A 15,695-nucleotide genomic window follows, 5' to 3' on the forward strand; every position below is an offset into this window, starting at 1 on the left:
TCCTGCTACACTAGCAGGTAAGCTATGAGTGAACATAAATTAGATGATACAAAACTGAAAAAACTTGAAGACTATATAGACGGCCTTGAAGATAAAGAAGGCGCTCTCATAAACGTACTTCATGAAGCTCAAGATTTATTTGGATATCTCCCTGAAGAACTTCAGCTCTTCATATCGAGAAAACTTGGTCTTACTGCTGCAAAAGTATTTGGTGTTGCTACATTTTACTCCTTTTTTACAATGGAACCACGTGGTAAACATGTTATCAGTGTTTGTATGGGGACTGCTTGTTTTGTAAAAGGTGCTGAAAAAGTTCTAAATGAATTTAAGGCACAGCTTAATATCAAAGATAACAATACATCTGAGGATGGACTTTTCACAATCGATACCCTAAGATGTGTAGGTGCCTGTGGTCTTGCACCTGTTGTGACTGTAGATGGTAAAGTTTATGGAAGAGTTAAGGTAGAAGATGTTGAGGGAATTATAAAAGAATTCATGTAACACTAAAATACTACAATTTAAAGTTATAAATACGGAGGGATATATATGACTAAAATAAAATCTCTTGAGGAATTAAGAGCTTTAAAACAGCAATATAAAGATTTAGTAAAAAATCGTTTTACAGATACCGAAGCAAACTCTACTTGTTCTTCTAATTGTGGTTTACAATTATCACCTCTGGAAAACAAAGACCATAAAATTGATATCTTAGTATGCGGAGGAACCGGATGTCATGCATCTGGTGGGATAGATGTAGTTAAAGTTTTTGAAGAAATGGTTGAAAGTCAAGGTTTAAAAAATAAGGTGTCTGTTGTAACAACCGGTTGCTTTGGATTTTGTGAAAAAGGCCCCATTGTGAAAATAATGCCAGATAATGTTTTCTATATCGAGGTTACCTCTGATAAAGCTAAGCAAATTTTTAAAGAACATGTTATTGGTGGAAAAGTGGTGGAAGATTATCTTTATCATGATCCTGAAACTCATAAAAAATTAGTTCTACAAAGCGACATTCCTTTTTATAAAAAACAAATGAGAATAGCTCTTAGAAATTGCGGACTAATTAATCCTGAAGATATCAGAGAATATATAGCTATGGATGGTTATGAAGCTTTAGGAAAATCCCTTAAAGAAATGACTCCAGACACTGTTATTGATGAAATAAAAAGAAGTGGTTTAAGAGGAAGAGGCGGTGGCGGTTTTCCTACTGGTGTTAAGTGGGATATGACAAAAAAATCAGAATCAGATACAAAATATATAATATGCAATGCAGATGAAGGTGATCCTGGTGCCTTCATGGATAGAAGTATATTAGAAGGTGACCCTCACTCAGTCATTGAGGCAATGGCTATAGGCGGATATTGTATTGGTGCAAGTAAAGGCTATGTGTACATAAGAGCTGAATATCCTCTAGCTATTCAAAGACTTAGAATAGCAATTAAGCAAGCTTACGAAATTGGTCTTCTTGGTGATAATATATTAGGTTCCAATTTTTCTTTTAATATTGATTTAAAATATGGAGCTGGAGCTTTTATATGTGGAGAAGAAACAGCTCTTATAAACTCCATTGAAGGTGGAAGAGGAGAACCTACCGTTAAACCACCTTATCCTTCTCAGGTTGGTCTATGGAAAAAACCTACTAATATTAATAATGTTGAAACTTTAGCTAATATATGTCCTATTCTACTTAGAGGAGCAGAATGGTTTAGTTCAATAGGTACTGAAAAAAGCAGAGGAACAAAAGTTTTTGCTCTTGCAGGAAAAGTTAATAACGTAGGATTAGTAGAAGTTCCTATGGGAATAACCTTAAGAGAAATTATTTTTGAACTAGGCGGTGGTATCAAGAATGATAAAAAGTTTAAAGCAGTTCAAACTGGTGGACCTTCTGGCGGATGTATACCTACTGATTACCTAGATACTGCTATAGATTATGAAAGTCTTACTGAAATTGGCTCTATGATGGGTTCAGGTGGAATGATTGTTATGGATGAAGATAACTGTATGGTTAACATAGCAAAATTTTATTTAGAATTTAGTGTAGACGAATCCTGTGGTAGATGTACGGCTTGCAGAATCGGTAATAAGAGGCTTTATGAAATTTTATCAAAGATTACTGATGGTAAAGGAGAAATGAAAGACCTCGAAGATTTGAAAGACCTTGGATATATAGTAAAGGATTCTTCTCTTTGTGGACTTGGGCAAACCTCACCTAATCCCATCATTAGTACTATGAAATTCTTCTGGGATGAGTATGTCGCTCATGTTAAAGATAAATCTTGTCCTGCTGGAGTTTGTACTGAATTATTAAAATATCATATAGATCCTGATAAATGCAAGGGATGTACTATTTGTTCAAAAGCATGTCCTGTAAATGCAATCACAGGTGAATTAAGAAAAGCCCATGCAGTTGACAAAGAAAAATGTATCAAATGTGGTGCTTGTGCTGCAACATGTAAATTTAATGCTATTACAAGAAAATAAGGTAACAAAGTAAAGGAGTAAGAAGCATGAAAACGGTTAATCTCACTATAAATGGTTTCAAAGTATCAGTACCTGAAGGTACATCTATTTTAGATGCTGCTAAATCTGTTAATGTAAATATTCCTACATTATGCTATCTTGATCTCCATGATATAAAGATGGTGAACAGAACAGCTTCCTGCAGAGTTTGTTTAGTCGAAATTGAAGGACGTCGTAACCTTGCACCATCCTGTGCAACGGAAGTTTTTGAGGGAATGGTAGTAAAAACTGATACTCTAAGGGCAATCAAAGCAAGACGTACTATGGTCGAGTTATTATTATCAGATCACCCTACAGATTGTCTTGTATGTGAAAAAAATACACAGTGTCAGCTTCAATCAATTGCTGCAGAGCTAGGAATAAGAAAAATTAGATACAAAGGTGAAATGTCAAACTATAAAAAAGATTCTTCTAGTGGTGCTCTTTATAGAAATCTAGATAAATGCATAATGTGCAGAAGATGCGAAACTATGTGCAATGATGTTCAAACCTGTGGAATATTATCTGCAGTAGACAGAGGTTTTGAAACTGTAGTTTCACCAGCCTTCGGCCGTCCTATGCTAGATACTATGTGTACCTTCTGTGGTCAATGTGTCGCAGTTTGTCCTACAGCAGCACTAACTGAAGTAAGTAATGTTTCTAAGGTCTGGGAAGTTTTAGCTGACCCCGATAAGTATGTTATTGTGCAAACAGCTCCAGCTATAAGAGTAGCCCTTGGTGAAAAATTTGGTATGGAGGCCGGGACTATAGTCACTGGTAAAATGGTTGCAGCTCTTCGCAGATTAGGATTTAGAAGAATCTTTGATACTGATTTTGCTGCAGACGTTACTATAGTTGAGGAGGCTCATGAGTTTATAGATAGACTTCAAAATGGTGGTAGACTTCCTATACTTACAAGCTGCTGTCCTAGCTGGGTTAAGTTTATAGAACATCAATTCCCAGATCAGATGTACCATCAACTTGTAAGTCTCCTCATATAATGTTTGGAACCATTGCTAAAACTTATCTTGCTGAGAAACTTGGTATTGATCCGTCAAAAATTGTGGTGGTATCTGTTATGCCTTGTATAGCAAAAAAATATGAAGTAGTAAGACCAGAGCTTGAACATGAGGGAGAAAAAAATGTAGACTTAGTAATTACTACAAGAGAATTAGCAGACATGATACTAGAAGCAGGCTTAGACTTCAAAAGCCTTCCTGATGAAGATTTTGATGATCCACTTGGTGAATCAACAGGAGCTTCTGTAATATTTGGAACTACTGGTGGAGTTATTGAAGCAACTTTAAGAACCGCATATGAATGGTTAACAAAGAAACCTCTAGACAAAGTAGAATTTCACGAAGTAAGAGGACTTGAAGGTCTTAAAGAAGCTACTGTTAACATTAATGGCAAAGATATAAAGATAGGTGTAGCTCATGGTCTTGGAAATGCAAGGACTCTTCTAAGAGCAATTCAATCAGGAAAATCCGAATACCATGCTATAGAAATAATGGCTTGTCCTGGAGGGTGTATTGATGGCGGAGGCCAACCTTACCATTTGGGAAATATGGATATAGTAAAAAAAAGAATGGAAGCAATATATAAAGAGGATAGGAGTAAAAAGATAAGAAAATCTCACGAAAATCCTGCCGTTATAAAAATGTATAAAGAATATATGGGTGAAATTGGTGGTGATAAAGCTCACGATCTCCTTCATACACATTATACTCCAAGAGAAAAGATATAAAAATTAAACAATCTTTATATATACACTTTATAGTTATAAGTTTAAACCAATCAGTGGCTAAGTCTCAATACCAATAGAGACTTAGCTATAATAAAAAATAGATAAGTTCTATTTTTAAAATTTAATTGAAGAGGTGAATTTAATGAAAAATAAAATTCTTGTTTCAACTTTACTATTCTTATCAATTTTTACAGTTTCCTGTGCGCAAAAACAGCAGTCGGCTCAACAGCCTATTGCTGGAGTAGCATCTTCATATTATAAGGCTGGAAATGTAGAAAAAGTAAAAATCACTACCGATCAAGCAAATATACGAACAGGTTGCTCTAACACTAACCCTGTTGTTCAGACATCTGGAAAAGGTAGTACTTTTGATGTGGTGAGTCAAGTTTCAGATTGGTTTGCAGTAAAACTTCCAAATAATCAAATTGGTTTTGTTTCTAGCAGCCAATGTAAGCCAATAGCCACCGAAAATAAATCACCTCAAGCTACTCCTGATACTACTGGAACATCTTCTCCAGGAGCGACTTCTCAAGGCTCAGCATCAGTACCAGCCCCTGGAGCTTCAACAGCACCTAAGACACCTGCAAGTCAGACAAATTCTGCTACATTAACAGACACTGAACAACAAATGTTGAAGTTAGTAAATGATGCTCGTACTCAGAATGGTTTGACACCACTGAAGGTAGATATGCAATTATGTAATGTTGCTAGAATTAAATCTCAAGATATGATAGACAATAACTACTTTAGTCACAGTTCCCCGAAATATGGAAGTCCATTTGACATGATGAAATCTTTTGGCATAAGCTTTGTTCAAGCAGGTGAAAATATCGCAGGTAACAAAACTGTTCAAAATGCCCAGAATGCGCTAATGAACTCACCTGGACATAGAAAGAACATATTGAGTCCAGATTTTACTCATATAGGCATTGGTATTAGAAGTGGTGGCCCTTATGGAAACATGTTTACACAAGAATTTGTTAGTAAACCACAATAATCAGTATTTATAGTATTTTACTTTTTATTATATTAAAAAGTAACTTCAATAAAAAAGATGATGCTCTGGTTACACAGAACTCATCTTTTTTTTATTTTATATTAGCTCCATTGCAGATTTCTTTAACAATTCTATTTTACCTTCATAATCGACAACTGTATTATCATAAATTTCTTTAACCGTCTTGAAGTAATTTATAAATTCATATTGTTTATTTTTACTTATATTAAATCTTGCTGCAAGCCCCTTCAAGAATTGAATTTCTTTCTCATCATACTCTCCATCACATAGAGCCAATCCAACTAATTCAAAATAAATTATATTTTTAATCTTTTCTTCAGCTTTTTCAAATTCTTTTACAGATGTCTCAAAGTCTATTTTTTTTATATTTTTCTCATCTAACTCAAGCTCCTGTATATAATCATCAATTAAGTCTTTTTCATTTTTGGCAAATACATTATCTACATTAGCTAAAGCCTCAACTAAATTTATAAAAGCATTGGCTTCTTTTTTATTAAGTTCATTTAAAAACATTGTTAAACTCACCCCATCCAATATTATTACCACATTATATAGTACAAATTGCATCAATAAATTACTTGCCCTATTAAATAGGGCATAATTTATTGATTAATACAATATTACAACATTACTGTTTTATTGTTAATAGTATTATTGAATTTATTTATATTTTTGTAATTCAGCATCTAAATCAACTTCTTTTAATTTTTCAAATTCTTTATCTAAAGTATCTTCTTGCCTTAAGTCTTGTAATCCATCTGCAAAAGATTCCTTTTTTTGAATTTTTCTTTCTATATCATCTAAATTTATTTTGTTACTTCCTGCATCTACATTAGCTAAAATCTCATTGACCTTCTTGCTTGCTTCTGCATTATTATATCTAGCAGCAGCTTCATCTCTATAGGATCTAGTTTTCTCAATTTCATTTTGCAAATCTGCTAACTTTTTCTTAATAGCTTCAGCTTTTTTAATTGACTCCTCATAACTTATCTTTAATGATTCATAACTCTTATCAGCTTCAAGCTTTTTAGCCAAAGCTTTTTTGGCTAATTCTTCATTTCCCTTACTCATAGCAAGTCTTACTTTTTCGTCATATTCCTCAGATTCCCTTTTGGCATTATTCATTTTCTTTTCAGTCTCATGTACATTTCCTAAGATTTGTGCAGATGAAAGTTTTGCTTTATTTAAACTTTCATCCATATCTCTTATTTTTTGATCTAAAAGTTCTATTGGATTTTCAACCTCATCTAAAGCGCCATTAACCTTTGCTCTAAAAATATTTGATATTCTTGTAAACATTCCCATAATATATCCTCCCAGAATTTTTTTATTCAATTTATTCGTTTTTAACTATGAACTTATTATATAGTTTTTCATACTGTTTAACAATATTATTCCAAACCGTTTTTGCGTGGTTTTTAACTTTATTCCTCGAAATATCTAGCTCAATCTTCCACTATCTAAATATATCTATTTTGGCTAATAAAATTAACTCTAACAGTAATATTTGTTTTCATGCAAAAGAGCCTGTATCCTTAAATAAATACAGACTCTTAAACTATCTACACTTTCTTTTATGCTTACTAACTTCACTATATAATGATTTATATTACACAAATAACCCCTTCACTTTCAATTAGTTGCTTTATATGCTCCATTTCTCTATTCTCTGGAGCACTTATTTCTGGCATCTTATATTCCAATCCCAATTGGTTATATTTTGCCTGCCCTAACTTATGATAAGGCAAAATATTGATTCTACTTATATTGTTTTTGAAACAAAATCTTGCAGTTTCCAACATGTTCTCCTTATCATCATTAAAACCTGGAATTATTGGAATACGCACAATGACAGGTCTATGCTGTGCTATTATTTTTATATTTTCAAGTATCATCTCATTAGTTACACCTGTAAGTTCTCTATGTTTATTGGGATCCATATGCTTTATATCTATTAAAAATAAATCTGTATAAGCAATAAATTCTTTAACTATTTCCATGCTTGTAAGCATAGCACTTTCAATAGCGGTATTTATATATTCTTCCTTACAAGCTTTTAAAATTTCAATAGCAAATTCGGGTTGATAAGTAGGGTCTCCCCCAGATAAGGTTACGCCTCCTTCTCCCCTATAATAAGGTATGTCCCTCTTTATTGATTTCATTACATCTTTAACTGTAGCAATCTTCCCAACTACAGTTAAAGCCTCATTGTAGCAAGCTTCAACACAGCTTCTCTCTTTACATTCACTGCATTTGCTTTTATCTATACTAATTCCACTATTATTAAAGGCTAATGCTTTACTATTGCAAGCTTTTTCACATTCCAAGCAACCTTTACATTTAGTTAAATAATACCTAATCTCTGTCTCTCTTCTCTGTCCTTCTGGATTTGCACACCACAAACATTTTAAAGGACAACCTTTTAGAAATACAAGAGTTCTAGTCCCAGGGCCATCATGGAAAGAAAGGCTCTGTATATCAAATATAATACCTTCCTTTTTTAAATTAGCCATAAATTCACTCTCCCAAATTTTATAAAATTTAGAATTAAAAATTCTTACTTTAGAAACCAGTAGCTGTATATTCCGTTCTTGCTATTATTTCATCTTGAATTGGTTTTGCAAGCTCTATCCAATAAGCACTGAAGCCAGCTACACGAACTATTAGATCTCGATATTTCTCTGGATGCTGCTGTGCATCTTTTAACATAGCAGAATCAACTATATTAAATTGAATGTGATATCCACCCCTACCAAAATAAGATTTTACTAAATCTATTAATTTACGCGATCCACTTCCACCTTTAACGGCATTCGGATGAATTTTCATATTTAATTGTACACTACGCATTTTAACAGGATCTAATTTAATACCAGACTCAAATAGCGCAATTGGTCCATTGAGATCGGTGCCTGGAGTTGCAGATAATATACCATCAGTTAAGCTAACTCCTGAAACTCTTCCATCTGGAGTAGCTCCACATACACGTCCAAATGGTCCGTGAGCTGATATAGATAATCCCGCTGGAATCCATTGCAATCCTAAATATGTGGTTTCAGATAAGCAAGTGTCATTGTAATGATTCCAGCAGTCTACAAATATACTATCTACATAGTCATCATCATTTCCAAATTTTTCAACATTACAAATATCTCTATGAATTTTTTCATATTTCTTATCAACTCTTCTCTGCTCAAGCATTGAAAAGTTTCCAACCTTATCAGCCTTTTCAAAGCCGAAATTATCCCTCATAGCTTCTCTTAATTGATCAAAAGTATATTTTTTGTCTTCAAACACAAGTTTCTTTATAGCTGCTAATCCATTAGTAATATTAACCATACCTGAGTTTAGTAGAGTTACTGACTTATTATAACGTGCTCCATTCGAATCAAGTGGCTTACCATTTTTAACACAGTCTTTTACAAGTACTGACCCCATTACAAGTGGGTTAATTTCTCGGTGAACTGCCATTACATAATTCCAATAGCGCATATAAACCTTTAAGAATTTTTCTTCTACCTTACACCATGAATTCCATAAATCTTCATAAGTTTTAAATTCTCCAAGAGGTTCTACACATCTAATACCTGTTCTTGGATCTACACCATCATTTAGTACTATTTCAAAACACTTAACTTCGTTAAAAAATCCTGGATGGCATATTCCATGACAAGTTCCCTGCATTTGAACTTCAACACATCCACCTAATGCTACATCTCTAGCATCTTCTATTGTAATTCCCTCTTCTAAATGATTTTGAAGCAAGTGTTGAATAGATGCTTCATTATTAAACCATGCTGGATAACCAGCTCCTGTTTTAGTACATTCAGCAGCCTTCATAAGCAATCTATCACTAGTTCTTGAGTTAACCATAATCCCCAAAGTAGGTTGTATTGTCTGCATGCTAGTACCTGCCTCAAGAATTATTTCTTCTAGTTCATTGTCAGCACATCTTCCATTCTTGTCAACACCACCTACAACCATATGCTGAAACGAATTTCCTGATGCCAAGGCTTCCCAACTTCTAGGAGCTACATATTCTTCACTAGCAAATTTTACTCTTACTAATTCCATTAATTCTACTGCTTCTTCTCTAGTTAAATTTCCTTCTTCTATATCTTTTTTATACAACGGATATAAAAGTTGTCCCCAACGTCCTGGCGAAAGTCCTACAATTGGTCCATCTAAAGCAACAGAAATATGAGCTATCCATGCTGATTGTAAACCTTCATAAAAATTTCTTGCTGGCTTTGCTGGTACCCATTCTAGTGCTTCAGATATTCTTAATAATTCATTTTTTCTTTGTTCATCTTTTTCTTCCTTAGCCATTTCCTTGGCTTTGTCAGCATAGTTTTCAGCCCAATTAATGACACCTTCACAAACTAATATAGTAGCTCTCCAAAAAATTATCTTTTCAGCCACTTCACGAGTTGTTGGAATAGTACTTTTTATTTTTTCTCTGCATTCTTCAATAACAGCTTCTAAACCTCTTTCTACAACAATATCATAAGCCGGAATCCATCTTCCTTCTAGTATAGATACAATACTTGGTGGAAATATAACTGTATTGAACGCATTCTCTAGATCTTTATACTCGGGCATAGTTTCTTCCAAAAATTTTTCTGCCTCATCTTCAATGCATTTACCTTCCCAATATTTACAAGATTCAATTAGTGGTTCTGCATCTTCTTCCTTCATTGCGAAAATGCCCATTTGAATTGTACTGTCATCCTCTTTATGTTCACGACCGCCACCCATTCCAATGTCATAAACATCATCACTTACATGGTCAGCTTTTGAAATCATATGAGAGTAGAATTTTTGACTATATTGTAAATATACTGGTGCTCCTCTCATATATCTAGTTTTTTGCATGGTTATTAATTCATAAGGTTGAATCGCTGGAGTAATATTTTCAATAGCATATTTATAAGCGCGTGCACGGCGAATTAATAATGGTTCACCTTCTGCTCTCTTCCACTCTTCTGTATAAAGAATGCTAAACTGAGGGTCCAACATGCATCTTGCTTCTAAAAGACGATTCCTTATTTTTCTTCCTCTTTCAGTAGTAGGATCTTTAGCTATCTCTCTTGGAACATATCCCTCTTTCTGCTGCTCCTCTTCAGTAAGCGGCCACTTAACAGTTTTAAGATTTTCAAAATCAACCACTTTCTTATTCCCCTTTCGTTTTAAAATTATATTTTAAATTTAAGTATCAGCTCATTAATTCTTTGTGCCAATTCTGTTTGCTGCTGAGCAGTTTCAGATACTTGTCTCATAAAAACAAAAGATGTATTGACATTCTCCACAATTTCACTAGAACTTTTTAAAGATTTTTTAGACATTAGTGTCATTGTCTGCACTGATTCATTTACTTCGTTAACACTTGCTGGCAAATTTTCCGCCATCACAGCTAATTCTTTAGACATGCTACTTACAAAATCAGCATCATTTGAATATTCTTTCCCTACTTCAGCAAAAAAACTAAACTGCTCTGTTACATCCTTGTCCATAAATTTCAATAACTCTTTGCTATTGTCAGATAGGCTTTTAAATGCTTGTTCTACCTTATCAATAGTTTCTTTTACCTTCGAAACAGTTTCTGAAGATTGTTCTGCTAAACTTCTCACCTCATCTGCAACTACTGCCAAACCTTTTCCTGCTTCACCAGCTCTTGATGCTTCTATAGCTGCATTTAAGGCAAGTAAATTTGTTTGCTCTGCTATACTTGAAATTACACCTGCCATACCTTTAACATCTTCTACAACCTTGACTGCTTTAATAGAATCTAATATTTTTTCTTCCTTTTCCAAATATACTTTCCTATTTTCTCTGATGGCATTATCTCATTTATTTTGTATTAGATTTGATCTTTCCTTAATCTTTAAAGCATTGCTATTCCCACTCAATGCATCTTTATAATATTCTAAATCTTTGCCACTTGAAACAGCATCCTTTATGGTACTTCGAACTGTCCCATCGACATATATAACATTACATTCTTTAACCCCCCACTTCTTGGATTCTTCTGTTAGAATTGGTTTTTGAATATTCCAATCTATAGATTGAATTTGAGGCGAGACTGATATGTTCTGGACAATTTGTATATTATTTGATATGTAATTAGAAATTGCGTAGCTCAAATCATCAATTCTACTATTCATTGAGCTTTCTATCGACTTGTTCATAGACTTTTGTGACAGATAATAAGAAGTAGCACTTAATAAACTACAAGTAAATAGTATTATAAGTGAAACTTGTAATACTATTTTTGTTGATACCTTTTTTATCTTCATTACTCCTCCTCCTATTGTTATTTTTATAGCTTAGTTTATAGTTAACATATACTATTTAATAATCTACTCAAAAATACAATTTATGCTCATTAACATATAATTTATTACATATAATATAATCTTTAGCCATATATGTATACCATATGCTTAACAGTTAATTTAATACATATTATTATAATATCATACTTTTTATAAAAATATAGTTTTTTTTCAATTTTCTTTAACTTTACAAAAAAACATTTTAAATTATTCCGAAATATTTACATTAATAAAAAAATATGTTAGTGCCCCATTAAGCATTAACATATTTCTTGCTTCTGGTAAATTATATTACAGTTCCACTAGCACAATTTTCTTTAAAGATATCAAAATATCTTTTTCAACAACAACAAAATCGCCCCCTACTGCAGTTATGATTTTATTATTCATATACCTTAATTCCCCACATCCTTTAGTTTGTATAAAGACTCTTTTCCCTATTATTGAACTGAAATATATTCTAAACTCATCTTCTTCAAATACGTTAGTACTATCAGAAATTTCATCTTCATTATTGAAGTCAATAGAGATTAATTCGCTGCTTTTAATGCCAATTATCTCATTTATTAAAAGCAAAATTGTTGTATCCTCTCTAGTTTTTAATTCAACAATATTGTTTTTAACTCCTAATATCAAAGCATTATCTATTACACCTCTTATTGGATCTGAAATGTAAAAGATAACCTTTTTATTAATTAGTCGTCTTAATATATTCTTAATTCCACATTTACTTCTAGAATCTTTTTTATTCTCTATATATCTAGGACATCTTCTCATATGTGAAAATGATTCTATTTCCTTTTTTACATTCTTTTTATGTTCTTCAATTTCATTTTTCCCTTGTGAATTTTTTTTACGCTCTTCAACCTTATTTTCTTTTTTTACATTCTTTTTAACCCCTTCAACCTCACTTTCTTTTTTTGACTTAACACCTAAATCTTCTTTAATATTTTTCCCTTTCTCCTTTCCCCTGCTTATATGTTCTTTATCTTCTGTTTTCTTTCTTTCAGTTAATTCATTGCCATTAATTAACTGAAGTTCCTTAATAACATCATATATTTCTTTTATTTCTTTTACACTTAATATATCTTTTTCATTATCTATTTTTATTTCATTTTTGTCTCTGATATATCCATTCATATACTTTGGCAGCATATAAAAAAGAAGTTCTACTAGCTTGTCAGTATCATTTCTTGCCATGAATCAAATAATACCTCCATAAATTTCTAATATATAATATGAGTTTTGTTATATATTAGTTACGTAGTTCATAATCGTATACTCTAACTTTCCAACACAATTTCTATATATCTTTAAACTTAGATCTTTTGTACGGAATCCAAGTATTATTTTCCCATATATATAATGAAATATTATCAGAAACTAAAAAAATCAGTATGAGTTACTTTAATAACTCATACTGATTTAATCTAAATTATTTTATATTTACAAAACCCTTTTGTCCTCTTTTAATTTGCTGTCCAGTCTTAACAGATACAGATTCTCCTTCAGCTAAATTTGTAAATATAATTGGAGTAATAATTGATGGAACTTTTCCTTTTATTTCATTTAAGTCAACTTTAAGTAGTTGTTGTCCTGCTTTTACCTTATCACCTTGCTGTACTAAAGCCTCGATTCCTTGGCCTTGAAGGTTTACTGTGTCAATACCAAAATGAACTAAAATCTCACGTCCATTATCTGCAGTTATTCCGATAGCATGTTTTGTTGGAAATAGAGTCGTTATTGTTCCATTAACTGGTGATACAACTTCTCCATTTTCTGGTTCTATTGCAAAACCATCACCCATCATTTTCTGTGAAAAAACTTCATCTGGAACATCTGTTATAGCCACTATTTTGCCATCTATTGGTGCTACAAATGTATCATCATTTGACTTTGTCGCTGAAACTTCTTTAGTAACAGTTGCTTTAGCTGCTACCGGAGTTTTTCCTGACATTATATCTTTTATTTGTGATTTTAATTGATCTGACCTTCCGCCAAATATTGCCTGAACATTGTTTCCAACTTCCATAACACCTGCTGCACCCAATCTCTTAAGTTCTGCTTTATCAACGTTCTTAATATCATTTACACTTACACGAAGTCTAGTTATACATGCATCTAAATTATTTATATTTTCTTTTCCACCAAGAGCTTGAAGTATAGCATATGGAAGTTCTCCAGCTTCAACTGCTTCAGAAGCTTCTTCTACATCATCTTCACGACCTGGAGTCTTAAGATCCCATTTTCTGATTGCAAATCTAAATCCAAAGTAATAGATTACTGCAAATACTAAGCCTACTGGAATTACTAACCACCAGTTTGTTCTGTTTGGTATAACTCCAAATAGAATATAGTCTATTAAACCACCAGAGAATGTCATACCTATTTTAACATTTAATAGTTGCATTGTCATAAATGATAGACCTGCAAATACACAGTGGATTCCGAATAACACTGGTGCAACGAATAAGAATGAGAATTCTATTGGTTCTGTTATACCAGTTAAGAATGAAGTTAATGCTGCTGATGCAAGTATTCCTGCTGCTAGTACTTTTTTACCTGGTTTTGCTTCATGATACATAGCTAATGCTGCTGCTGGTAATCCGAACATCATGAATGGGAATTTACCAGTTGTAAATGTACCTGCTGTAAAATGTGTAGCACCATTACTAAGAACACCAAATTGAGTGAAGTCTTTTAATTGAGCCATGAATATTGTTTGATCTCCTCTTACAACCATACCAGTTGCTTTACTTACATATTCTCCAAATTGATACCAGAATGGATTATAGAATATATGATGTAATCCAAAAGGTATTAAGGATCTTTCAATAACACCAAATACGAATGCTGCTAGCGTAGGATTCGCATCAATCATATTATGTGAAAATGCATTTAATCCATATTGGATTGGTGGCCATACAAATACAAGTATAATTCCTAAAAATATAGATGTAACTGCTGTTACAATTGGAACAAATCTCTTTCCTGCAAAGAATCCTAAATATGAAGGTAATTCTATGTTATAGAACTTTTTATAAAGTTGTGCTGCAACAACACCCATTATAATACCACCAAATACACCTGTTTGTAATGATGGAATACCTAAAACTGATGCATAGGCTGGATTATTAGTAGCTAACACCGCCGAAGTAACTCCTGCTACTATTCCTAAAGTTTTATTCATTATTAAGAAACCAACAATTGCTGCGAGTCCGGCAACACCTTCTCCTCCCGCAAGACCTACTGCAACACCTACTGCAAATAATAATGAAAGATTACCAAATACAATATCTCCTGATTGTTCCATAACCTTAGCAAAGGTTTGGAAAGCATGATTATTTAAAAATGCTGCATGGCTTAAGAAAGCCGGATTTTGAAACATATTACCAAAGGCAAGTAATATACCTGCTGCTGGCAATATCGCAACTGGAAGCATTAATGCTTTACCAATTTGTTGTAATTTACCAAAAACACTACTATTTTTAGACATATGATTATCTCCTTCCAATATTCTTAATGTAATTCACTATTTTTAATTATTAGTATTATGCGCTAAAAACACAAAAGGCATGAGCAAGATAACTAAGAATATATACATCTATTCAACTAGTATAATAGATGTAATACTATTCCACGTAATTATCTTTGCTCATGCCTGATCGAATCAGTAACACGCAAAATTTTTATAAAATTTTACTTACAAGTCGTAAACTTTTACACTGCTTGTCCGCCTTAACGTAAATTCATTATATCAAGGTACTTTTATTTTTTCAATACCTTTTTTAAAATTTTTTTAATTTCTTTATGTCAACTCTTATATTTACCTTCAAATCAAATATTTTAGCTACATAGGTAACCACATCCGAAAGCTGACTTACACCACGGAATATGTTTTCAAGCTTCGGCACGATAAAAACTTTTTGTCAATATAAATAAAAGTACATATACTTGAGCATTAAATGATCTTTAGCAATGGCAAATTTATATTCAAATAAGTTAATGTTAACGATCTATATAGATACCAAAACCAGACATTTAACTTATACGCAGGGATGTGTTTCCAAAAATGAAAACACATATAAAAATTTTTTTA

11 protein-coding genes and 1 pseudogene are annotated in these 15,695 nt (G+C 32.6%); 4 read left to right on the top strand and 8 right to left on the bottom strand.

All coding sequences use genetic code 11. The features are described 5' to 3' along the window. The first annotated feature begins 24 nt into the window (after positions 1-24). The 4 genes and pseudogenes from I6U48_RS07030 to I6U48_RS07045 all read left to right on the top strand — a co-directional run bounded on the left by I6U48_RS07030 (position 25) and on the right by I6U48_RS07045 (position 5,240). Entirely contained in the window at positions 25-501 is a 477-nt protein-coding gene (locus I6U48_RS07030) for an NADH-quinone oxidoreductase subunit NuoE family protein (RefSeq protein ID WP_218319709.1), read from the top strand. Between the two features lie 45 nt (positions 502-546). Continuing rightward, positions 547-2,478: an NADH-quinone oxidoreductase subunit NuoF gene (locus I6U48_RS07035; RefSeq protein ID WP_218319710.1), complete on the top strand. Its 1,932-nt coding sequence runs from the start codon at positions 547-549 to the stop codon at positions 2,476-2,478. A gap of 26 nt (positions 2,479-2,504) precedes the next feature. Beyond that, positions 2,505-4,243: pseudogene (locus I6U48_RS07040) on the top strand (NADH-dependent [FeFe] hydrogenase, group A6). 142 nt (positions 4,244-4,385) lie between these two features. Continuing rightward, positions 4,386-5,240: a CAP domain-containing protein gene (locus tag I6U48_RS07045; RefSeq protein WP_218319711.1), complete on the top strand. Its 855-nt coding sequence runs from the start codon at positions 4,386-4,388 to the stop codon at positions 5,238-5,240. 96 nt (positions 5,241-5,336) lie between these two features. Here I6U48_RS07045 and I6U48_RS07050 read toward each other — a convergent pair whose 3' ends face one another. The 8 genes from I6U48_RS07050 to ptsG all read right to left on the bottom strand — a co-directional run bounded on the left by I6U48_RS07050 (position 5,337) and on the right by ptsG (position 15,092). Continuing rightward, positions 5,337-5,774, bottom strand: a complete 438-nt coding sequence (locus I6U48_RS07050; protein WP_218319712.1) for a tellurite resistance TerB family protein — start codon at positions 5,772-5,774, stop codon at positions 5,337-5,339. Positions 5,775-5,921: 147 nt separating this feature from the next. Then, positions 5,922-6,566, bottom strand: a complete 645-nt coding sequence (locus tag I6U48_RS07055) for a PspA/IM30 family protein (protein WP_218319713.1) — start codon at positions 6,564-6,566, stop codon at positions 5,922-5,924. Between the two features lie 299 nt (positions 6,567-6,865). Beyond that, the gene (locus I6U48_RS07060) at positions 6,866-7,774 is read right to left on the bottom strand and encodes an indoleacetate decarboxylase activase (RefSeq protein ID WP_218319714.1); all 909 of its coding nucleotides are present in this window, start codon (positions 7,772-7,774) and stop codon (positions 6,866-6,868) included. Between the two features lie 49 nt (positions 7,775-7,823). Further along, the gene (locus I6U48_RS07065; RefSeq protein WP_218319715.1) at positions 7,824-10,430 is read right to left on the bottom strand and encodes an indoleacetate decarboxylase; all 2,607 of its coding nucleotides are present in this window, start codon (positions 10,428-10,430) and stop codon (positions 7,824-7,826) included. Positions 10,431-10,456: 26 nt separating this feature from the next. Further along, entirely contained in the window at positions 10,457-11,074 is a 618-nt protein-coding gene (locus tag I6U48_RS07070) for a methyl-accepting chemotaxis protein (protein ID WP_281421803.1), read from the bottom strand. Between the two features lie 33 nt (positions 11,075-11,107). Then, positions 11,108-11,557 carry a hypothetical protein gene (locus I6U48_RS07075; protein ID WP_218319716.1) on the bottom strand — a complete coding sequence of 150 codons (450 nt, stop codon included), beginning with the start codon at positions 11,555-11,557 and terminating at the stop codon, positions 11,108-11,110. A 330-nt stretch (positions 11,558-11,887) separates the two neighbouring features. Beyond that, positions 11,888-12,796, bottom strand: a complete 909-nt coding sequence (locus I6U48_RS07080; RefSeq protein WP_218319717.1) for a hypothetical protein — start codon at positions 12,794-12,796, stop codon at positions 11,888-11,890. 235 nt (positions 12,797-13,031) lie between these two features. After that, entirely contained in the window at positions 13,032-15,092 is a 2,061-nt protein-coding gene (ptsG, locus tag I6U48_RS07085) for a glucose-specific PTS transporter subunit IIBC (RefSeq protein WP_218319718.1), read from the bottom strand. Positions 15,093-15,695 lie beyond the last annotated feature (603 nt).

This window comes from Clostridium thailandense (assembly GCF_019207025.1).
GTDB lineage: Bacteria > Bacillota > Clostridia > Clostridiales > Clostridiaceae > Clostridium_AM > Clostridium_AM thailandense.